Here is a 21318-nt window from a genome sequence, read left to right on the forward strand (position 1 = left end):
TCCGTGGTGGGCCTGAATGTCAGCACGTCGCCTCGCCTCCTCGCTCCCCGCCCACCACTACTGCTTCGTCACCTCCGGCAAAGGCGCCGGCGGCGCCGTATGGTTGACCGCCGCGTCGATCATCGCCGCAACGGAAGCCTGGCTGTAGAAAGGATTGGCGGCGCCTCCCACCGGCATAGTGGCGAGCCAGGCGTCCAGGTCTTTCGCGTCGATGCGTACCAGCGGCACCTCGACGAACTTCGGCACCTGCTTGCCCGCCAGAATCTGCTGGGCCACCCAGAACCCCACCTGGGAGACGCTTGGGGAGGCAGAGACCGAGACGGTCTCGTAGCCATTGGCATCGCGCTCCTGTTTCCACAGGGCAAGTTCGTCCTGACGGTTCCCCATCACAATGATCGGCAAAGGGCGCCCCGCCGCCTTGAACGCCATGGCCGCGCCATAACCGTCGCCCCCCTGAGTCGCGACGGCATCAATGTTGGGCAGCGACGGCAGGGCCAGCGCCACCTCCTTACGTGCGACGGACGCTGTCCAGTTCCCGTACACGGTCTTGGCGAATTTCAGGCCCGGATAGTCGCTGGCGGCCTTGCGAATGCCGTCGCTGATGTTCTTGTCGGTGGCATCACCGGCAATGCCGCGGATCTCCAGCAGCGTGCCGTTCCCCTTGAGGCGCTCGGCGATGTAATCCATTTCCACGCGGCCCATGGCGGACCAGTCGTAATCCACGGTATAGACGCAGCCTTCGCTGACCAGGCTGGCCATGACGACCACCACGATGCCAGCGTTGCACGCATCGCGGATCACCCCGTTGAGGGCCGTGTCGGACGCGGCCAGGATGACGATGGCGTTCACGCCTTTGACGATCATGTCCTGGATATGGGCCGCCTGTTCCGCCGCCGAGTTATTGGCGCTGACCACCGAAGCCTCGCGGATCAAGCCATCCTTTTGTGCTTGGGCCGCAACCTCCTGCCAGTTGCGCACCATCACTTTGCGGAAATCACTGCCCGCGTAGGAGTTACTGAAAGCAATGCTATAGCTTGAGGTAGGGCCGCCGGCGATGCCGCCGTCGGCAGCTTGGGCTGGATTGGCAGCAACCATCGCCAGCCCGGTCACGCAGCTGGCGAGTCGCCACAAGACTTTGTGGATCCGTTTAGTGCTCATACTGCTCTCCACGTCCTTGGGATGTACCAAAAGTCATCCACCTGCCCCGCCGACAGCCTGGATCGACTGTTCTATCTGATTGCAGAAACCGGTGTGCAGATTGGAGATCGTCGTCAGGCTTCCTCTAGCGGCCCAATCGAGTGTCTCGCGCAAATGCTAATGAAGTGGCTATCAGCATAGTCTCAACATGCCCGTTGCGCTCACACCATGGTGTTGGCTCAACTGTTCCCAGCCTCAAGCGCACGGTAATGGTCAATCTTGACTTGTAGTGCAGCAACGGCCTTTTGCATGGCAGCAACTTCGGCCTGTACATCCTGTAAATGGCTCTCCAGCATCTGGCGGCGTTCGGCGATCGTTGAATCCCCGACGCTGCGCAGTTTGGCGAATGTTTGCATTTTGCCGATGGTCATGTGAGTGGTGCGTAAACGCAGCAGAAACTCCAGCCACGCCATATCAGTCGGCGCATAAAGCCGTTTCCCGCCGGCCGCACGGGCGACCGGTGCCAACAGGCCGATGCGTTCGTAGTAGCGCAGGGTATAGGCCGTGAGGCCAGTGCGCTTGGCGACCTGGTCAATCGTCTGGTAGGCGTTCATAAGCACAATCCTTGACCATCGGTGTTCGGTAATGCACCAGTCCCGCTCACTCGGGAGGCGCGGCAACCATTTTGATGCCTCGTTTGGCAAACACTTCCCGCGCTGCGCTGATGCCATTCAACGCGCTTGGAAAACCAGCATACACCGCCATCTGGATGATGATTTCAACGATTTCCTCAGGTTTGCAACCCACATTCAGCGCCCCTTCTATATGCACTTTGAGTTGAGGTTGCGCATTCCCCAATGCGGTGAGGGCCGCGATGGTTGCCAGCTCGCGTGTGCACAGAGCAACACCAGGTCTGGAAAACACATCACCATAGGCGAAATCGACTATCCATTCACCCAGCTCGGGCGAGATATCGCTAAGCGATTTGACCACGTTGTTGCCGGCGGTCCCGGTGATTCTTTCCAGGGTTTCGGCCCCTTTCACTCGTCGACTATCCGGTTCAGCTGCCGACGCCGGAATTGCGATTGCTGAAAGCACGAGCCCGGTTACAGCGCTCAGTTTTTTTAATGTCATGACCTGTCTCCTTGTTTAAGCCGCGCAACGGACCTGGCCGTTCTGGCGGTGCAACAAGGAGGCTATTGGTTAGAGCGCGCTCTAAGTCAAGCGCCAGTTGCTTTCAGCTAAAGGGGCCCGCAGCTAAAGGGGGACAAGCCTGTTTTCTGTACCCCCCCCTGCTTCTGGCCGTTTCGCAGATTGGGGGAGCATGTTGAGCATTCGCGAATGGCTGCGATGGGCGCTAGCCGTCACTGATCAATGGTCGCTCACAGCCCCCTCACTTCATCGTCACACCACCGCAGTTGCAATCGTTCTGGAACGCCAGGCAAAAGCCAACACCATCAACAGCCCCAGCCCTGCCATAGCCGCTCCAGCCAGGGAAATCGCCGGATAACCCAGCCCGGCATTGATCACCGCTCCGCCCAGCGCCGCACCAATGGCATTGCCGAGGTTGAAGGCACCGATGTTCACTGCCGAGGCCAGATTGGGTGCGTCCTTGGCGGCTTCCATGACGCGCATCTGTAGCGGCGGCACCAGGGCGAAGCTGGCGATACCCCATATCAGGATGGCAACGGCGGCCGGCAGCGGCCAACGCATCAGTACGGTGAACGCCAGCAAGACGAGAATCAGCACGCTCAGCGAAACGATCAGGGTGCGATCTATCGAACGATCGGCGGCCTTGCCGCCCCACATGTTGCCCAGCGTCAACCCCACACCGAACAGCACCAGCATGGCGGTAATGTAGGCGGTGGACGCATGGGTCTCACTGCTGAGGATCGGCGCAATGTAGGTGAAGACGGTAAACATTGCACCCGAGCCGACTACGGTCAGGGCCAATGCCCCCAGCACCGGTCCACGACCCAGCACCCGAATTTCGGCCAGTACACCGACGCCTTTCGGCGCCTGCAGGTTGGGCAGGGCGAACCACAACGCGATCATGGTCGCCACGCCGAGGCCGGTGATCCCCCAGAATGCCGTGCGCCAGCCGAACAGTTCGCCAAACCAGGTGGCCAGCGGCACACCGCCGATGGTCGCCAGGGTCAGGCCCATGAACATAGCTGCAACCGCCCCGGCCCGCTTCTCTGGGGCGACCACGCTGGCGGCGACGATGGAGCCGACGCCAAAGAATGCACCGTGGTTCAGCGAGGTCACTACCCTGGCGACCATGAGGCTGTAGTAATCGGTGGCCAAGGCTGACATCAGATTACCCAGGGTGAAAATCGCCATGAGTCCGATCAGCAGGTAGCGCCGGGGAATCCTGCCGGTGGTCAGGGTCATCAGCGGCGCGCCGAGCAGTACGCCCAGGGCGTAGGCACTGACCAACAAACCCGCGGCGGGAATGGAAACACCGAGATCCGCAGCGATGCCCGGCAACATGCCCATGGGGGCGAACTCGGTAACGCCGATGCCAAAGGCACCTATGGCGAGTGCGACAAGTGGTGGATTGATACGCATGGAAGGCTCCTTATCTATGCCGCCAATGCTACGATCCGGTCTTTTCAGGCGGTAGATAGTATTTTTGGCAATCACCTTTGCGTAAGAGGCACAAATGGATTTCAACGGCAGGTCGGGTGAAATGAGTGTGTTCGCCACCGTGGCGCAGGAAGGCAGCCTGTCAGCCGCCGCGCGTGCATTGGGGCTGACACCCTCGGCGGTCAGTCGGATCATCGCGCGTACCGAACAACGTCTTGGCACTCGCCTGTTGTTGCGCACCACCCGAGCGATCACCTTCACCGCCGAGGGCGAGGCATTCCTGCGCGGCGCCCGGCGTATCCTGGCCGACATGGACGAGGTCGAAGAAGCCATCGCCGACCAAGGCGTGCCCAAGGGCCGCTTGCGGGTGAGCGCCGCCCTCGGCCATGGGCGGCAGACCATCGTTCCCTTGGTGGCAGCATTCAGCGCCCGCTACCCGAACATCGTCGTCGACCTCACCCTCGGCGACGAAGTGGTCGACATTCTCGGCGGCCAGGCCGACGTGGCGGTACGCTTTGGCCATCTGCCCGACAGCCCGCTGACCGCACGAAGGATCGGCGACACCGGCCAGGTCGTGGTGGCATCGCCCGAGTATCTGCAGCGCCACGGCATCCCCCAGGAACCGGAAGACCTGCTACGCCACAACTGCCTGCGCTTCAACTTCCGGCGTGCCGAACCCAACTGGCCGTTCGTCCGCGACGGAAATGAGTTTTCCCTGAAGGTCAGCGGCAACATCGAATGCAGCAGTGGCGAAGCGCTGGCACAACTCGCGCGAGTAGGTGCCGGCATCGCGCGTATCGGCGAATTCACCGTAGTCGAGGACCTGCGGCGCGGCGATTTGATACCGCTGCTGGACGCCTGGAACCCCGGAGACCGGGAGCCGATTCATGCGGTGTTCGTAGCTGGCTCGGCAATGCCGGCGCGGGTGCGGTTGTTCGTGGACTTCTTGCTGGAACATCACCGGATGTAAACGGGTGGCGTCACCTGACCCTTCCGGATGCTCGTGATGCCGTGCGCATTCAGCAAGTTGTGACCACACATCGTTGGGCCCGCTATCAGTGGTAGGTCTGCCTGACTGGAACAATCGGCAGCCATAGCCGAGATTGGCCGATGGTTATTCGTGAGAGACGGCTTTCGGGCCAGAGTGTGTAAAAACGCTTCGCCAAAATTGAAGTGTGCGCACCTACGTTAAATCTGAAATTTATCGGAACGTCAGCAGATGTGGATTTCGCGTAAAAGCGCGATTTCCAGCCCAGTTTTGAGTACCTGCCGCGCTCAAAACGTTTTTACACACCCTCGCCCCTCGGCGGTTCCGACGCGGTAGCTCAGCCGAACAGCGTGAGGACCAGGGCCAGCACTACAATGCGCATACACAAGGGCTTGGAGGCTCGCAAACGAAACGTGGGAGAACCCCAGCGGGGGTAGCATAGATGCTGGCTCGCGCCCTCAGGCAGGCATTCGTGGGCCGCACGGTCGGTTGGTCGTCGAGGCATTCAGAAAGTGTGTCAGTGATTGACCGGTTGGGAGTTGGACCGCTATCGCGATCAAGCCCCGGCTCCAGAGCGGAAGAAGCCGCCCGCAGCGCCAAAAAGACTCCCTCCTACAGCCCCCACCTACATCCCTCTATCGAGCTACGCATCCTTGCGCCATTGCCTACAACTACGCCAGAATCCGCCCGCTTGTGCGCCTTGTCCCTGGGTTCTATTGTCTTCCTGCCACTGCCCATCAGTGGTCGGGTTTAGTAGCCCGGTTTACGTCTCGGTGCACGAGTCTCATCAGTCAGGCGTTGCCTGTTCTCGATGGTGGCTGTGCGCATGGCACCTTCGGGTGCGCCGGGTTTGACGTAATCACCGGTCTACTAACTTGCGCACAGCCGCCACCCTTCCGTTTAGTAGCGAGAGGGTTGCGGCCTAATTGAGGATTACGTCAATGTTCAAAATTACGCCGAACCCACCAGAAGCAGATTCCACCTCTACATCCGCAAAATCCAAAGCCAAGCAGCAAGACGAAACCACCAAACGCGTACTCGATCACTACTTGCTACCAAAACCGGATAAATCCCAAGACGGCCCCAAGCCGGGGCAGCTATACACCGTCGTGAAAGGCCTCGATAACGAATGTTTGCTCGCCAACCTCAGCGAAACCCTGGCTTCGGCTGATGCCATGGTGAGTGACTTGGCGTTTGATCTGGATGGATCGAGGCGTCATGTGGCGCAGGGGATTCAGCAACTGATTGAGCTGAGTTCGTTGCTGGCGAATCGGGTGTTGGATAACGTGGAGCCGCGGCAATAATATTTCCGCCAACGAAAAAAACCGACGTCCCGCGTCGGGTTTTGGTTCTTCCATTCACAGAAGCGGACGGATAATTTCTTAATGCCCGCAAATTCTTTTCTCGCATATTCCGCTACCGTCCTTTCTAGTGATAGGTCGTAAACGGCCAAAAGCAGACGTTCGCGGATGGCCGCTTTCGGCCAAAAGCAGTCATTGGCACACCTGGTCAAAGTGAAAGACTCGTGCGTGTACTCCGCGAAAAAAGAAGGCAACATTCACTTCCCCCTCTTACCCAACTCTTGAGCAATGGAGCTTCGCGTCAGTATGGAAATTCAAGAGATCAGACAACGCTTGGCCAGGCCGGCCACAAAATTCGTCGCTGGCGGATTTCGACCTACCAAAGAGACTGAGGAAAGCTGGCTTGGAAAAGTAATTCTTTTCCGGCCAGATGAAGTCATACCAAGAAACAAAGCCGGAGATGAGCTGCATCCGTATGCACAGTTTCACCTACCAAGCCTGCCATTTAACAGCCTGGTTCTTAAAGGGGTTCGTACACTTACACTGTTCGTTTCTGATCCCTTTCCAGAGCAGTTCGAGCCGATGGGTAACAACTGGCTTATCAGAGAGTATGGGGCTGACGATGTGCTTATCCGTAAGGAACTGTCGGTAGGGGGCTCGTACATCAAGCCCTTTCCCTTGAAGGCTGAATTGGTGGCAGAGGACTTTCCTCTATGGGATGGAGGCGGAATACCGGCGAACATTGAAGCCGAAATACTCAGGCTTGAGCGGACAGGTGAGATACAGAGCTATTACGATCTTATGACTCACACATACGAACACAAGATCGGTGGATACCCCTCATTCTGCCAGTCTGGCGTTGACCCGGGTGATGATTTTGAGTTCGTGTTCCAGATATCGTCAGACCCAAAAATAAACTTGAATGTGGTGGACGGCGGAAGCCTGATGTTCTGGAAAAATAACACCACTGGCACATGGGCTATTTACTATGACTTCTACTAATCGTCATGATTAAGCGCCCAAGATTAATTGAGATCCATTCACTTCGTAGTCGGCTCACACACCGGCTTCGACAGCAGATCTCTAAGAGGTCTGCTCTGCCCCCAAATGCGACCGTACCCTTTGCACCATCTTCTCCGACTGACTGCAATGGGTCGATTTTAGCCTTTCGCGATAGGCAGAAATCGGCCAGAAGAGGTCATTACCGTTAAGAAAGCTCCGCATTTTTACGCACGGAAGTTCAGTGCTCTCACGTCCGATATTAGGCCTAGATTCAGAACCTAGCGACCTCAATCTTTATGTTTCCCTGTAGTGGAATGTTTGTTGGTGCCGCCCATTTAGCTCAGATGGGGCGGGGATGCCGAGCTTACCGTCAGATCTCGCCCGCACCACCGCTATCGATTATGAGTTTCCGATTCCGGGCGTTCTGCCGCAATTTATCGACTGCCATCCGCCTGCGTTGACGTGAACAGACTGCGCCGAGATATCGCCCCGCAGTCAGCTGCAGCAGGTGCCCTTTAAAACATGATGTCAAATTGGAATCAATCATCTCATTTGCCTTATACTGCCCATTCCCAACATTTCTAGACGGGCAGTTGCTGGCCCATGAAAAGGAGATTTTTAATGTTTTTCAACATCCAATAGAATGACCCCGATATTACTGATTAGTATTACTCTATAATAATTATACAACTATCAACTGCAGGAACTAAACATGAGTGGAATCCGCCTAAAAGAAAGCTGCGGAACTTTCGTATATTTTTTCGTTTTCACACTAGCACTGGCTTTTGTTGGTGCAAAATTCCCGCCACTAGCACAAAACATTAGCGAAATAATGCAAGAGCACATCGCAGGAAAAACCATCATGGTATTTTCTGGACTAACTGTGTTTTTTGCTTTTTTCTGCGCCACAAATAGAATGATTAAGCCAAGGGAATACGGAAAAACTGTAAAGCTACTAGTTTTGGCACCTAGTAATTTTATTATAACTCTAGCATTTGTAGCAGCCGCAATGAACTGGGCTGTCGCAATTTCATCACCTTTTCTTTTTCCATTGGCTGTTAATGGAGAAGTGTTTCTTCAACTTGCTCGCAACTCACTTGAAATCACCGGAATTGCATTAGGTTTAGGTCTGACTGCTTGGGTTTTGCACTGGTCTCCCGATCTGTACAAAAAACAGGCTCCCTTTGAAACACCGAGAACCAGCTTGTTCTGGATAGTTTATACGGTTAACACCATATTTTGGGGTTCGTTCTTCGCAACCATAATTTTCAAGATAATTTTTTAATAATGTTCCGTTCAGCAATGCGCTGTCAGTAAGAGGCTGCACTTTACCTGGCCATTTGCTTAGGAATTAGCTAGCTTTGGGTCGCTTTCAGTCGACCCAAGCGTTCCGTGACAGTCAGCAATCGGCCGATTCTGTTGAAAAAGTCGGCCCTGGTTTCCCAGGCCAAAAAGTACGCGTTTGATATTGAAATCTTGAAGTGCCGCAGAGGCATTCCGGACTCAGATTTCACGTAGCAGCGTGGTAAAGGCGCTTCCACCGATCAGTCTTCTGGCAAATTAAAGAAACCGATTTTTTCAACAGAATCGGCCAGAAGCGGTCACTCGCAGACGCTTTGGGGTAGTGTGTCGAATTGAACCATCGAAGCTTCACCCCCCTTCACTTGAGGATCTCTAATGACAAACCAATCCGCTATTGTCGAAGTGGTTCAAGAAACCGATCCTATGCTGCTCAGATCTTTGAATGACCTTCTCCCACAGCTTTCCAAAAACGCTCAAGCGATGACAATGGAAGATTTGAAGCAGATCGTGGATTCAGAGTGCTCCCATTTATTCGTCGTGAGAGCAGCAAGTGGAGGAAGCATTTTGGGGGCGCTAACCCTAATTCATTTTCGTATTCCGACAGGCGTTCGTGCTTGGATCGAAGACGTCGTAGTAGATGCCAGTGCTCGAGGCCAAGGGATCGGCAAAGCACTCATAGAAGCAGCAATAGAAAAAAGCCATGACCTCGGCGCGAAAACACTGGATTTAACATCCAACCCAGATCGTGAATCTGCCCATCGTTTATACGAGGGGGCAGGATTCTCGTTGCGCACAACAAAGGTTTACCGACATATCAATGACTAATTGATAGTCCCTCAATGCAGGCGATCACTCATGTGCGCAGGACCGTCCTGCACGGCTGGTTTGGGTCGATTGCTGCTGTTCGCGAGCGGCGGCTTTTGGCCGACTGCTGCCCTTCGCGAAGGGCAGCTTAGGGTCGAAAGTTCCCGGTCACGAACGTCTGTTTCCGACAACAGCTATTTGCTTTAAGGCCACAAGCCTCTCGAGGCGCCGGCAGCACCCATGTCAACGGTATTGTTGGAATCATCATGCTCGTCAGTCCTGAAAGCTGCCCCCTCAATATGGTAGACCTTCGGTTCTTCCGAAAAATATTCCTCCAGGCCCATCATGAACAGCCGATGGTCTTCACTCGCCTCGAAGCCCGGAGTGTGATCCTCAAGTGAAGCCCAGCGCACGATCAGGTTGAACTGCTGGGGGGTTTCAATCCCTTGCGCTAGCAAGTGGCCGCCGTAACCCTTTGCGCGGGTGAGCAAAGGGGCGACCTCGGCAAATGCGTGTCTGAACGCTTCAATGCGTTCTTTGTGAACGGGGAGCAGAGCGATTTCATAAATCATGGCATTCCTCCAACAAGCTCAGTTGATTAAAAGTACGCACTCACGAGATGAGCGATGGCTCGACTGCAATCGCAATTTTCCCTTGAAGGCCGTTGTTGGGGCTCTCCAACCGGGCATGGGCGAGCGCAAGGTCGGCCAGCGAATAGACCGCGCCAACGTGCGGGCGCAGTTGACCGCGCTCTACCAATGCGCTCAGCTCATCCAGTTTGCCGCGGTTTTGTCGGGTAAAAACGAAGTGGTAACTGGCGTTCTTGCCCCAGGCTTGAACAAGGTTTTGCGGCTTTGCAATGTCCACAATCGAGACCACGCGACCGAGTTGGGCGAGCACGTCGGGGCTACGCGTCAGGGTGTCGCCGCCGATGGTGTCGAACACCACATCCACGCCGTGGCCGTCGGTTTCCCGCAGGATGGCGTCGACGTAATCCTCCTTTTCGTAGTCGATGAGCACATCGGCACCCATGCGGCGTGCGAACTCAAAGTTGGCTTCGCGCACGGTCGTGAAGACCCGCGCCCCAATGGCTTTTGCCACCTGGATCGCGACATGCCCTACGCCTCCCGCGCCGCCGTGGATCAGAATGCTCTCCCCCACTCTGAGCGCCGCTCGCACGGTCAGTGCTTCCCACACCGTCCCGCCAACCAGGGTCAGACTGGCTGCCTCAAGGTGGCTCAGTGATTTCGGCTTACGCCCGATGATGCCTTCAGCCGCAACGTGGTACTCGGCATAACTGCCCGGGCCGTCGAAAATTTGCGGGGTGTACCAGACTTCGTCTCCTGGAGCGAAGCTCGTCACACCCGGCCCGACTTCTTCGACAACGCCCGATACGTCGTGGCCGGTAATGGCCGGCAGTGGCACCAGGTCGGCATAGTCGCCACGTCGAACCTGATAATCCAACGGGTTGATAGAGGTGGCGTGTACACGCACCAGGACCTGTCCCGCACCCGGCACGGGCTTGGGCACGTCGCTGAGTTCGAACGACTCCGGGCCGCCAAATGATTTCAGTATCATCGCTTTCATGGTAAATCCTCGCATCGACAAAAAGGGATATCGAGATATTTCGATATCTTACGGTAAAAAAATTACAGATCTTTCCCTATGATCTCGGCCAGCGCACTGATGGTCGCTTCATTGCGCTTGTAGTAGGTCCACTGACCGATGCGCCTGACTTCAACCAGGCCCACTCGTTGCAACGTAGCAAGATAACCAGACACCGTAGACTGCGACAGCCCGATGCCTTCTTGAATACTACTGACGCAGACGCCGACCGTGAGAACGTCACCTTCATCCTGCGGAGGGAAGTTCTTTGCCGGATCCTTCAAACCTTTCAGGATTGCAAGACGCGTAGGGTTTGAGAGTGCTTTGAATATTTCGATCAGTTCCATGCGCCTAGAATATCGAGATTTACCGATATGTCAATACAAGAGATTAAAGTAATTTTGCGATCTGCATTGCCAACGGTTTCGTCGGCCAGACCGAGTGGCGGGTTCTGGCGCCATCGCAGCATCGACGACAGAGGCCGCGAATGCAGCCTCTCAGAGCATCTGGTGAGATCGCCTTTAGCGTGTTCACACGGCTTGCAACGGCGCCCTCTTTATCCTGGGTAACTTCAGAAATCTACGGTGGCCGACACTTTTAGCGTGCGCGGCGCACCTTGGGTCAGATAGCCACCGTTGGCAGAGGCCCAGTAATTCTCGTCAGCGACGTTCTCCAGCATCGCGTTGAAGGTCAGCGCGCGGCCCTCCAGTTGCGTCCGATAGCGCGCGCCGAGGTCGACACGGGTCCAGGCGGGGATGCTGTATTCGTTGGTGCTGTCAACGAACTGACCGCCGGTGCGCAGTAGCAGGCCGTTCAGGCTCACTCCGGGCAAGCCGGGCACATCCCAGTCGGCGCCCAGATTGAACTGGAATTTCGGCACACCCACCGCCTGGTTGCCATCGTCGCGACCGCCGGTGGTGCCGCTAAGTTCGGCTTTGGTCCAGGTGGCACCACTCAGCAGGCGCAGGCCGTCCAGCGGCTCGCCGAACAGGCTCAGTTCCACGCCGCGATTGCGCTGCTCGGCATCCACCCGGTAGTAGCCGTCGCCGCCGAGCACGCCCTGCGGTTGCTCGATGCGGAACAGGCTGAGGCTGCCACCGAAGGTGCCCCAATCGAGCTTGGCGCCCACCTCGGTCTGCTTGGAGCGATAGGGCGCGAACATCTCGCCGTTGTTGAGCGCGGCGACCGGCGCGGTCGGCCCCTGCTGCAGAGACTCGACGCGGTTGGCATAGAGCGACAGAAACTCGGTGGGCTTGATCACAAGGCCATAGGCCGGCGTGGTGATACTTTCTTGATAGTTGGAGGTGCGGGCACCGCTGGCCGCGCTCCAGGCATCGGAGCTGATGGACTGGCGACGCACGCCCAGGGTCAGCAGCACGCGGTCGTCGAGCAAGCCCAGGGTGTCGGACAGCGCCAGACTGCGGTTCTGCACCTTGGCGGTGGTGTCCGGGTCGTGAATATCGCCGGAGACGCTGGTGGCCGGCGGCTCGGCGATGGGTTGGCCCTGATACAGATTGCCGAAGCCGCGACTGCCCGCCGCAGTGGACTCGAACGCGTTGCGCTTTTCCTGCCAGATGCCGTTGGCGGCCAGGTTGAGGCGGTGGCTGACCGGCCCGGTGGTGAGTTCACCGCGCAGCCCCGTGACGGCGCTCAGGGTCTCCTGGTCCAGCGGTGAATAGAGGCGGCCGATGCGTGCGTCGCCGTTCGCGGCGTAGACGTAGTTGGAGGCGTAGACACCGTTCTCCCGCGTGTATTTGCCGCCTGCGCTCAGGTAGGCGGTCCACGTGGGCGACAGGTCGTACTCGGCGCTGAACATGCCATAGGTGTCTTCGAGCTGCGACCAGCTCCACGGTTGTGCGTAGTTGTGGTCGGAGTCGGGTGCCGACGGTGTCTTGCCGTTGAGTGTGCTGGTCGGCCCCGTCGTGGTCAGATAGACCACCGAGCGCCCCTCATTGACCCGTTGCTTCTGGTAACCGAGATCCGCAGACAGTCGTAGACGGTCGCCGCGGTAGTCCAGGCCGAGGGTGGCCAGACTGAAGCGCGAGTGCTCATCGTCCACCGCGGTCTCGCCCTCGCGCTGGGCCAGGTTGACCCGCACGCCGAAGCGGTTGTCCTCGCCGAAGCGCTGGCCCAGGTCGAGGTGCCCCCCTACTCGGCTGTCGCTGGCATAGTCCAGGGTGGCACTGCGCGTGGGGGTGTCTTCGGCACGCTTGGAGACCACGTTGATCGCCCCGCCGACACCGCTGCCCGACGGCGATACGCCATTGACAAAGGCGTTGGCCCCCTTGAACACCTCGACCCGCTCGACCGACTCGGTGGAGATGATCTGTCGCGGCAGAATGCCGTACAGCCCGTTGAAGGCAATATCGTCGCTAAACAGTTGGAACCCGCGCACGACGAACACCTGGGAGAAGTTGCCGAAGCCGAACGACTGACGCACGCCCGGATCGCTGGCCAGCACATCGGCCAGGGTCTGCGCCTGGCGCTTCTCAATCAGCTCGGAGGTGTAGCTGGAGAAGGCGAAGGGCACATCTTGCATGTCCTGATTGCCCAGCACGCCGATGCGGGCACCTCGCGCCGCCTCCCCACCGGCGTACTCGGCCGGCAGGTCGACACGGCCTTCGGCGAGCCCGCTGATGGTGGTCGAGCCCAGCTCCAACACGCCCTGTTCGGGCAGCGGCACCAGCGTGATGGTGCCGTCGTCGCCGGTCTGGAATGACAGGCCACTGCCCTCCAACAACCGCTGCAGGCCGTCGACCACCGAATAGTCGCCCTTGAGCGCCTGCGCCACGCCGCTGCCACGGGTCAGGCCGGCGTCATAGAGCAGACGCACGTCGGCCTGCTCGGCAAAATCGACGAGCGCCGCGTCAAGCCGCTGGGCGGGCACGTCGAGCTCGACGGCTTGCGCCTGTGCGGCAGCCATGGCCAGGGGGAGAACGGCTAGCGCCGCAAGGAAGGGGGTCGACCGCATGCTGATGTCCTTGGCTGTCAATACGAAGAAGTCGCATTTGCAGGAACAGAAGACGAAGGCGCCGATGATTTCTGAACCATCGCCGCTTAAATATTTTCTGTTTTCTTGAAGACCCAGGCGCGGTGCGAGTCTCAGCGGCGTGACGCAACCAGAATCAATCCCGGCAGACGCACCAGACGCACAGGCAAGGTGGTTTCGACAGCACTTAACACCGCCTGCGGGTCGTCAAGGGCGAACACGCCGGTCACCTGTAGCCTGCGAGCGGCTTCGTCGACAAACAGTACGCGCGCAGACTGGCTGCGTTCGAGCTCGGCGAACACTTGCTCCAGTGGCTGGTCGCGGAATATCAGCTTGCCGCGCTGCCAGCCCAAGCGCTGGCGCGCATCCAAAGCCTGCGGCGCCTGCAGCTCCCCGCCGCGCCACTGCACCTGCTGCCCGCCGACCACCGGCAGCGGTTCATGCCCCTCGCTGGAGGCCAACACTCGGCCCTCGCTGACCGCGAGGTCGACACCGCCCTCCTCCAAACGTACATCAAAGCGCGTGCCAGTGACGCGTATGCGCGCCTCGCCGGCACTGACTGTGAACGGCCGAGCCGGGTCATGGGCTACCTGGAAATCCGCCTCGCCGCGGTACAGCCTGACCTCGCGGCGACCGTCGACAAACTGCCAGTCCAGCGCCGAATCACCGTTGAGGGTCAACAGCGAACCATCTGCCAGACGCAACTCGCGCACCTCGCCCGGCTGGGTACTGATATCGGCATACAGGGCAATCCAGGTGCCGCGCGGTAGCCACAGGGCAAGCAACAGCATCGCGGCACAGGCCAACGGAGGCGCCCAACGTCGATGGCGCCGCATCACGCGCACCTGAGGCTGCTCGGCCGGACGTTCTATCTGGCCGAGCAACGACCACAGCCCTTCCACCTCACGCAATGCTTGCTCGTGCTCGGGCGCCGCCTGGCGCCAGGCCTGCGCGGCATCGCGATCGGCAGCGGTGGCGCGGCCAGAATGCAGCAGCACCTGCCATTGCCGGGCCTGATCGAGAAGCGAAGGATGAGTCACGGCTGCGGGTCCATCTGCTGCTGGCAGTGTTCGAGGGCCTTCAGGATATAGCGTCCGGCCATGCTTTCCGAGACACCCAGGCGCTCGCCGATCTCACGCTGGGTCAGCCCGTCCAGGCGATTCCACAACAACGCCTGACGCAGATGCGGTGGCAAACCCTGGACGGCGCGCTGCAGTAGCTCCAGGCGCTGGGCGTCGCTTGCCGCTCGCTCCGGACCCGGCTGGGCACTGACCAATTCGATGGATATCTCCTCCTCCACAGGGCGCGACTTTTGCTGACGGCGGTAGTCAATGATCAGGTTGCGCGCGATGCGGTAGAGGAAAGCGCGGAGATTGCCGATCTCCTTCCCGGACTCGCGCCGGCGAAAGCGCAACCACGTCTCCTGGCGCAGGTCGGCCGCCAATTCTGCACACTTCACCTGCCGTGTGAGGAAGCGCAGCAGCTCGCTCGAATGGCTCTCGAACTCGCCGTCAGCAGAATGAGGATCGGGTGGCCAGGACACGCAAAATGACTCAAGCGAGGAGGAATCGCGAGAGTATATCAAATGATAATGACTTTCAATTAGTGCGACTTTCGCTAAACCGTTGGCACTGTTCCGCCGTCGATCACAAACTCACTTCCCGTGATAGATGCCGCTCGCGGTGAAGCCAGGAAACCGATCAGATCAGCAACTTCAGAAGGCGTCGATGGGCGGCCGAGCGGGATACCTCCAAGTGCTTTCATGATGATCTCTTTACCACCTTCATAGTCAGTACCGGCCTCCTGCGCGAGTCGCTCGGCTAATGCCACCGACGCTTCGGTTTCAACCCAGCCCGGCGAAACCCGAACCACGCGGATGCCTCTGGGCGAAACCTCTTTCGATAAACTTTTACTGTACGTCGACAGCGCGGCCTTGGCCGCCGCGTAAGCTGTTGTAGCTTCCGGCAGTGGCAGCCGACTCTGGATGGAGGTGACGTGGATGACCACCCCTTCCTTGCGCTCCAGCATACCCGGGAGCAAGGCGCGATCGAGACGCACCGCCGGCAACAGGTTCAGGCTGAGCTCTCGTTGCCACTGTTCCTCATCCAGCGCAGCAAAACCGCCGCCGGGTGCCGACGAACCACCCAGGACGTGGATCATTATGTCCACGCCACCCAACCGCTGCTGGATCGCGGCGATCAGCACGTCACAACCTTCCCGGGTGGAAAGATCAGCCGCAATCAGAAGAGCGCCCGGCATTTCCACGTCCACCTGCCTGGCCGAGGTAATGACCTTCGCGCCCTCGGCCAGTAACAACTCGACGACAGCCTTGCCGATGCCTTTGGTGCCTCCGGTGACGAGGACCCGCTTGCCAGTCAAACCTAGATTCATCATGGCGTGCTGACCGCAAAGTACGTCTGCACGACGTCGGGAAGCTGAAGGTTCATTCGCTAATCTCCTGGATGGATTTCCTGAAGCAATCTTGCTGCCTGACGGATAGTTTGTTCAACTGGGACAAACCTTTATGACCAATCCCGAAAATCAGGATAATCCATGCCACAAGATCGTTTAGGCCTCAGTGAGCTGGACGCTGTTATGGCGGTCGCACGCAGGGGTTCGTTTCGGCAAGCCGCTATCGAGCTCGACGTCTCCACCACCGCGCTGAGCAACACCATTGCCCAACTGGAAGCCCGCCTCGAGTCGCGGCTGTTCAATCGCACGACCCGTAGCGTGGCCATCACTGAAGCGGGCAGGATATTTCTGGAGCAAGTGGGGCCAGCCTTGCAGGATTTGCGTGCGGCACTCGATGCCGTGCGATCGCATAACGCCGGGCCCTCGGGCACGCTGCGTATCAATGCGTTCGCCAGCGCTGCCCGATCGGCGCTCCTGCCACTGGTGATGAAATTCCTGCAGCAGCATCCGAAAGTACACATCGACCTCGTCACCGAAGGCCGTCTGGTGGATATCGTGGCTGACGGCTTCGATTTCGGCGTGCGCTCAGCAAGCCTCGTTCCGAACGACGCGATTGTGATCCCTCTCGGGCAGCCGCAACGCTACGCGGTGGTCGGTTCGCCGGCCTACTTCGAAAAACACGGCAAACCGCGAACGCCAGCCGAGCTGCTCCAGCATCAATGCATCCGCGTTCGACTACCCAATGGGGCGATTTTCCCGTGGCATTTCGAGCGGGACGGGGAAGTGACGCGTCTCGATGTGAACGGGCCGCTTACGCTGGATGAATCCAGCGTGGTCAAGGTGGTGGTGCAGGAAGGCATGGGGCTCGGCTTTTTCATGGAGCAGGACGTTCAAGACGAAATCCGCGCCGGTCAGTTCGTGCGGATTCTCGAAGACTGGACACCGCCCAGAGACAAGCTGTGCCTGTACTACCCGAACCGCCGCAACCCCAGCGCGGCAGCCAAGGCATTCATCGACCTGGCACGCGCCAGTCAAGCCGATCAGGATGGGCTCGCCTGATTCAGGCTTAACCCAGGCCTGGCTCAGGCAATCAATCCCAGTGTCAGCCCCTTCAAGGTAGCGGCTGCCCGGGTCGAGCATTCCAGTTTGCGAAAGATGCTTTCCATGTGCGTGCGAACCGTGCTCGGACTGATGTCCAGCAGCCGCGCCACCTGCTTGTTGCTGGCGCCACGGCTGATTTCCAGCAGGATGCGGCACTCGCGAGTCGTGAGTAACGAAGCCTTCGGTTGCCGCATTCGACGCTCGCCACCTGCGGCGGCAATGACTGCGTCGCAAACATCGTTGTCGAACAAGCCATTGCCAGCATCCTGTTTAAGCAGCCTGGCGGCATCCGCTTCGTCGTGGGCCGATCGCCATGGCCTGGCTTCCCTTAGCGCGACCCAGGCTACCGATGTGGCGAACAGGCGATGCTCGGCACACAGCGCATCACCCGCCACGCCTCGAAAATAGCCACTGCCGTTGAGCCGTTCATAGGCATGGGCGGCAATCTCTGCGGGCACGGCCAGTTCAGTGATAGGCCTAAGCGCCTGTTGCGTCCAGTAAGGGACAAGGCGCACCCGCTCCGCAGCGCCATATGGCAGCGTCCCTGCGGTATTCCAAAGGTGGTTCGAAACGGCTGCCCGGCCGAGACCGTAGATAAGCGCGGACTTGCCAATGTCTGTCAAGGTGGGTTCACGCAGCCCCCACAGGCGTGCAGCTTCCACGGCGACGTGCGCGACCTGCCGCGAGTGCCCTGCCAACCACGGGAGCTTCAAGTCGATGATGTCTCCCACCAACGTCAGTGAGACGCAACGTTGCTCATGCCCGTGCTCAACGGTTTTCGAAAGCGTTTCCAGATCCGCCAGCCAGTCCTTTGCGTTGCCCAGAAGCAACGATACTAGCGACGCTGGATAGCGCCGATCCGACTGCTCCCCGATCCAGCGTAGCGCCGCGTCCAGGCCGTGTGCACGACTGAGAATATCCAGATCGCCTGCCAGCACTACCTGATAGGCGACCTCCGGAATGTGCTCATGGGTCAGGCCCAGCGGCCGGCCAGTGCCGTCGTAGGTTTCGAACACGCGACACAAGCCCGCCTCGACGGCGGCACCGAGCTGGAGAGTTTTGGCGATGGCTCCAGACACCTCACAGTGCACGACGGCAAGCGGGGTGGCCTGATGCACCGCGTTCATTTGCTCATTGCCCAGCGTCAAATCGAGCATCGCGCGGCGGCCATCGACGTCGTCGCCCAGCAGATCCGCAAAGCCTTCGGCATTGGCGGTGCAACCGGACCAGCGCAGCAAGGCAACCTGTTCCGCTACCCTCAGGTGCTCACCGTCGCCGTGCTGGGCCTGCGCCAGCCTCCGCGCCAGTGCGGCAACGCGCCGGGAATGACCGAGGGGTTGTCCCATGCTGAGGTCACCAACCTGGGCGATCGTCGCCAGTGCCCCATCCAGGGAGATGTCCAGTTGCAACGCACTATCCATGAAAAATATCCCGGGGTCGGATAATTGACCGATGCCCACATCGCAGGCCAGTCAGCAGAATTTGAACTCCCGAACAGGAGCTCATCCAATGAAAACATTTAAATCGAAAATCGCTACCGTCGCCTTTGCCCTGGCCGGTGCCTTCATCGCAAGCGCCAGTCACGCGCAGGATACAACGCCCTCCGTGGTGATCGTACACGGCGCGTTCGCCGACGGCTCCGATTGGGCCAAAGTGGTGCCGCTGCTCCAAGCCCAAGGGGTGGCCGTTACGGTTGTGCAGAACCCGCTCACCTCGCTTGCCGACGATGTTGCCGCGACGCGCCGCGCGTTGAACAACCAGCAGGGCAAGGTGGTTCTCGTCGGGCACTCTTGGGGCGGCACCGTGATTACCGAAGCCGGTAGCGATCCGAAGGTCAGCGCGCTGGTGTATGTCGCCGCCTTCGCGCCAGAGGCCGGGCAAACCAGCGGCGAACAAGGTAAAGGCGCCCCCACGCCCCCTGGCATCAGTCAGATCAAGGCCGACGGCAACGGTTTCCTCTATTTGACGCCAGAAGGCATGGCCAAGGACTTCGCCCAGGATCTCCCGGCAGCGCAGACCGCCGTCATGACCGCCACGCAAGGTCCCATCAAGGCATCTGCCTTCGAAGATAAAACGACCGTGTCGGCCTGGAAGACCAAACCATCCTGGTATCTGCTCGCCACAGAAGACCGGATGATCCACCCCGACGTCCAGCGCTCTGCCGCCAAGCGTATCGGTGCCACCCTTGCAGAGGTGCACACCAGCCATGTTCCCCAGCAGTCAAAGCCGGCCGAGGTCGCCTCAGTGATCCTTAAGGCAGTGCACAGCGTTGGCGAGCTGTGATCGCAGGGAAACACCGCCACTGGTCACCGCAAACTCAATCGTTGCATCGATACGGAGCGTTCTGCATGAATCATCTGCGTGATCAACACTATGACTTCATTGTGTGTGGTGCAGGTACGGCGGGCTGCGTGGTCGCTGCCCGTCTTGCCGATCAGAGCAGCGCACGCGTCTTGCTGATTGAGGCTGGCGAGGGGTACTCGGGCCCCGAGGTTACCGAACCGGCGCAATGGCCGATGAACCTCGGTTCAAAGCGCGACTGGGCATTCGAGGGGCAACCCAATCCACACCTCAATGGTCGACGGCTATCTCTGAACATGGGTAAGGGCCTCGGCGGTGGCTCCAGCATCAATGTGATGGTCTGGTCGCGCGGGCACCGTTCCGATTGGGACCATTTCGCTGCCGAATCCGGCGACCCGGCCTGGGGCTACGATTCGGTACTCGATTACTACCGCAGGATCGAGAACTGGCAAGGCAGCCCTGATGCCACTCGGCGTGGTTCAGGTGGCCCCGTGCATGTCGAACAGCCGGCCACGCCTCAACCCCTCGCGTGGGCCACGTTGGAGGCGGCCAGCCGGTTGGGTATCCCCCGATTCGACAGTCCCAATGGCGCGATGATGGAAGGCCCGGGCGGGGTCGCTATTACCGATCTGCGCATTAACCAGGGCAAGCGCGAATCCGTGTACGACTCCTACATCCGGCCACGGTTGCACTATCCGAACTTGACGGTTCTGCCAGGGGCATTGGTGACTCGCGTATTGCTTGTCGGTACACGGGCTATCGGTGTCGAAGTGGTGATCGCAGGCGAACGGCAGTGCTTCTATGCCGCAGCCGAGGTCATCCTGTCCATGGGCGCGGTGCAAACCCCCAAGGTGCTCATGCAATCGGGAATCGGCCCGGAAGATGAACTGCGACACCACGGCATCGCCCCGATCAATCACCTTCCTGGCGTAGGCGAGAACCTTCAGGATCACCTCGCCTTTGGCTGCACATGGGAGTACCTGCAACCCCAGGCAGTCGGTGGCAGCGGGTGCGAAACCACCTTGTACTGGAAAAGCGATAGTCGCCTGGATGTCCCGGACCTGTTGCAGTGTCAGCTGGCGTTTGCGGTACCCTCTCCGTCCGAAGTCGCCATTGAGCCGCCACAGCATGGCTGGACGATGTTCGCAGGGCTGGCCAGGCCTGCCAGTCGAGGACGCTTGCGCCTGTCGGGTGCAGGGCCACTGGATGCCCCACTGATTGAGCCGAACTCGCTGAGCGCGCCCGAGGATATGACTGCGGCGTATGCGTCGATCGACCTGTGCAGGGCGCTCGGTAACAGCGAAGCCTTCAACGGGCTGGTCAAACGCGAAGTTGTGCCCGGACCGAAAGAACATCGCGCTATGGAGCAGTTCATCCGCCGCTCTGCCGTGACTTACTGGCACCAGTCCTGCACCGCGAAAATGGGCCGAGATACGATGTCGGTGGTCGACCATCAACTGCGCGTATATGGCATCGATAAACTGCGCATCGCTGATGCTTCCATCATGCCGCGAATCACCGTGGGCAACACGATGGCGCCGTGCGTTGTCATCGGCGAACGAGCAGCCGATCTTGTCCTCGCTGCGCAGGGTGTGACAGCTGCGGCTACAGCGCTGCACCGGTAATTCATAAGAAACTGATTGCACAGGCTCACTGCTTCGACGTGTCTGTCTACTGGCCCCGGGCGGCTGGCCAATGATGCGCTTGAATGCACGGCTGAACGCCGCTTGTGAGGTATAGCCCAAGCGTTGTGCGACGGCATCGATCGACAGGTTGTCCTGCGTCGA

20 protein-coding genes and 1 pseudogene are annotated in these 21318 nt (G+C 59.1%); 8 read left to right on the top strand and 13 right to left on the bottom strand.

From position 1 onward, the window contains the following. Positions 1 to 57: 57 nt before the first annotated feature. The 4 genes from BM132_RS09385 to BM132_RS09400 form a co-directional block, all read right to left on the bottom strand. Positions 58 to 1158: an ABC transporter substrate-binding protein gene (locus tag BM132_RS09385; RefSeq protein ID WP_092454846.1), complete on the bottom strand. Its 1101-nt coding sequence runs from the start codon at positions 1156 to 1158 to the stop codon at positions 58 to 60. Positions 1159 to 1376: 218 nt separating this feature from the next. After that, the gene (locus BM132_RS09390; protein ID WP_092454848.1) at positions 1377 to 1751 is read right to left on the bottom strand and encodes a MerR family transcriptional regulator; all 375 of its coding nucleotides are present in this window, start codon (positions 1749 to 1751) and stop codon (positions 1377 to 1379) included. Between the two features lie 46 nt (positions 1752 to 1797). After that, the gene (locus tag BM132_RS09395; protein ID WP_092454850.1) at positions 1798 to 2271 is read right to left on the bottom strand and encodes a carboxymuconolactone decarboxylase family protein; all 474 of its coding nucleotides are present in this window, start codon (positions 2269 to 2271) and stop codon (positions 1798 to 1800) included. 270 nt (positions 2272 to 2541) lie between these two features. Further along, the gene (locus BM132_RS09400) at positions 2542 to 3708 is read right to left on the bottom strand and encodes an MFS transporter (RefSeq protein WP_092396257.1); all 1167 of its coding nucleotides are present in this window, start codon (positions 3706 to 3708) and stop codon (positions 2542 to 2544) included. Between the two features lie 94 nt (positions 3709 to 3802). On the opposite strand from BM132_RS09400, the gene BM132_RS09405 reads away from it, so the two are divergent. The 5 genes from BM132_RS09405 to BM132_RS09425 all read left to right on the top strand — a co-directional run bounded on the left by BM132_RS09405 (position 3803) and on the right by BM132_RS09425 (position 9144). Beyond that, complete coding sequence (locus BM132_RS09405; protein ID WP_092454852.1) at positions 3803 to 4696, top strand: LysR family transcriptional regulator; 894 nt, start codon at positions 3803 to 3805, stop codon at positions 4694 to 4696. 959 nt (positions 4697 to 5655) lie between these two features. Continuing rightward, complete coding sequence (locus tag BM132_RS09410) at positions 5656 to 6018, top strand: DUF6124 family protein (RefSeq protein WP_092454854.1); 363 nt, start codon at positions 5656 to 5658, stop codon at positions 6016 to 6018. A gap of 303 nt (positions 6019 to 6321) precedes the next feature. Next, the gene (locus tag BM132_RS09415) at positions 6322 to 7017 is read left to right on the top strand and encodes a DUF1963 domain-containing protein (RefSeq protein WP_092454856.1); all 696 of its coding nucleotides are present in this window, start codon (positions 6322 to 6324) and stop codon (positions 7015 to 7017) included. 712 nt (positions 7018 to 7729) lie between these two features. After that, positions 7730 to 8302, top strand: coding sequence for a hypothetical protein (locus BM132_RS09420; protein ID WP_092454858.1), 573 nt, complete (start codon positions 7730 to 7732; stop codon positions 8300 to 8302). 392 nt (positions 8303 to 8694) lie between these two features. Next, a complete protein-coding gene (locus tag BM132_RS09425) occupies positions 8695 to 9144 on the top strand; it encodes a GNAT family N-acetyltransferase (RefSeq protein ID WP_092454860.1) in 450 nt (149 codons plus the stop codon). A gap of 182 nt (positions 9145 to 9326) precedes the next feature. Here BM132_RS09425 and BM132_RS09430 read toward each other — a convergent pair whose 3' ends face one another. The 7 genes from BM132_RS09430 to BM132_RS09460 all read right to left on the bottom strand — a co-directional run bounded on the left by BM132_RS09430 (position 9327) and on the right by BM132_RS09460 (position 16111). Beyond that, the gene (locus tag BM132_RS09430) at positions 9327 to 9695 is read right to left on the bottom strand and encodes an antibiotic biosynthesis monooxygenase family protein (RefSeq protein WP_092454861.1); all 369 of its coding nucleotides are present in this window, start codon (positions 9693 to 9695) and stop codon (positions 9327 to 9329) included. A gap of 40 nt (positions 9696 to 9735) precedes the next feature. Further along, positions 9736 to 10710, bottom strand: coding sequence for a zinc-dependent alcohol dehydrogenase family protein (locus BM132_RS09435; RefSeq protein WP_092454864.1), 975 nt, complete (start codon positions 10708 to 10710; stop codon positions 9736 to 9738). Positions 10711 to 10772: 62 nt separating this feature from the next. Continuing rightward, the gene (locus BM132_RS09440; protein ID WP_092396249.1) at positions 10773 to 11075 is read right to left on the bottom strand and encodes an ArsR/SmtB family transcription factor; all 303 of its coding nucleotides are present in this window, start codon (positions 11073 to 11075) and stop codon (positions 10773 to 10775) included. A gap of 224 nt (positions 11076 to 11299) precedes the next feature. Next, the gene (locus BM132_RS09445) at positions 11300 to 13699 is read right to left on the bottom strand and encodes a TonB-dependent receptor (RefSeq protein ID WP_092454866.1); all 2400 of its coding nucleotides are present in this window, start codon (positions 13697 to 13699) and stop codon (positions 11300 to 11302) included. 131 nt (positions 13700 to 13830) lie between these two features. Beyond that, a complete protein-coding gene (locus BM132_RS09450) occupies positions 13831 to 14757 on the bottom strand; it encodes a FecR family protein (RefSeq protein ID WP_092454868.1) in 927 nt (308 codons plus the stop codon). Then, positions 14754 to 15260: an RNA polymerase sigma factor gene (locus BM132_RS09455; RefSeq protein ID WP_092396243.1), complete on the bottom strand. Its 507-nt coding sequence runs from the start codon at positions 15258 to 15260 to the stop codon at positions 14754 to 14756. The genes BM132_RS09450 and BM132_RS09455 overlap by 4 nt, the downstream gene beginning before the upstream one ends. A 74-nt stretch (positions 15261 to 15334) precedes the next feature. Beyond that, positions 15335 to 16111 carry an SDR family oxidoreductase gene (locus tag BM132_RS09460; protein WP_092454870.1) on the bottom strand — a complete coding sequence of 259 codons (777 nt, stop codon included), beginning with the start codon at positions 16109 to 16111 and terminating at the stop codon, positions 15335 to 15337. Between the two features lie 159 nt (positions 16112 to 16270). Between BM132_RS09460 and BM132_RS09465 the strand changes: the two genes are divergently transcribed. Beyond that, positions 16271 to 17188: a LysR family transcriptional regulator gene (locus BM132_RS09465; protein ID WP_092454873.1), complete on the top strand. Its 918-nt coding sequence runs from the start codon at positions 16271 to 16273 to the stop codon at positions 17186 to 17188. A 23-nt stretch (positions 17189 to 17211) separates the two neighbouring features. Here BM132_RS09465 and BM132_RS09470 read toward each other — a convergent pair whose 3' ends face one another. After that, positions 17212 to 18651 carry an HD domain-containing phosphohydrolase gene (locus BM132_RS09470; RefSeq protein WP_092454875.1) on the bottom strand — a complete coding sequence of 480 codons (1440 nt, stop codon included), beginning with the start codon at positions 18649 to 18651 and terminating at the stop codon, positions 17212 to 17214. A gap of 88 nt (positions 18652 to 18739) precedes the next feature. Between BM132_RS09470 and BM132_RS09475 the strand changes: the two genes are divergently transcribed. After that, on the top strand, positions 18740 to 19513 hold the full coding sequence (locus BM132_RS09475) for an alpha/beta fold hydrolase (protein WP_092454877.1): 774 nt from the start codon (positions 18740 to 18742) through the stop codon (positions 19511 to 19513). 65 nt (positions 19514 to 19578) lie between these two features. After that, positions 19579 to 21156: a GMC family oxidoreductase gene (locus BM132_RS09480; protein ID WP_177218156.1), complete on the top strand. Its 1578-nt coding sequence runs from the start codon at positions 19579 to 19581 to the stop codon at positions 21154 to 21156. Positions 21157 to 21186: 30 nt separating this feature from the next. Here BM132_RS09480 and BM132_RS09485 read toward each other — a convergent pair. Continuing rightward, positions 21187 to 21297 (bottom strand): annotated as a pseudogene (locus tag BM132_RS09485) (helix-turn-helix domain-containing protein); the annotation flags it as partial. Positions 21298 to 21318: the final 21 nt, after the last annotated feature.

It is taken from the genome of Pseudomonas sp. NFACC45, from assembly GCF_900113505.1.
GTDB classification, from domain to species: Bacteria; Pseudomonadota; Gammaproteobacteria; order Pseudomonadales; family Pseudomonadaceae; genus Aquipseudomonas; species Aquipseudomonas tehranensis.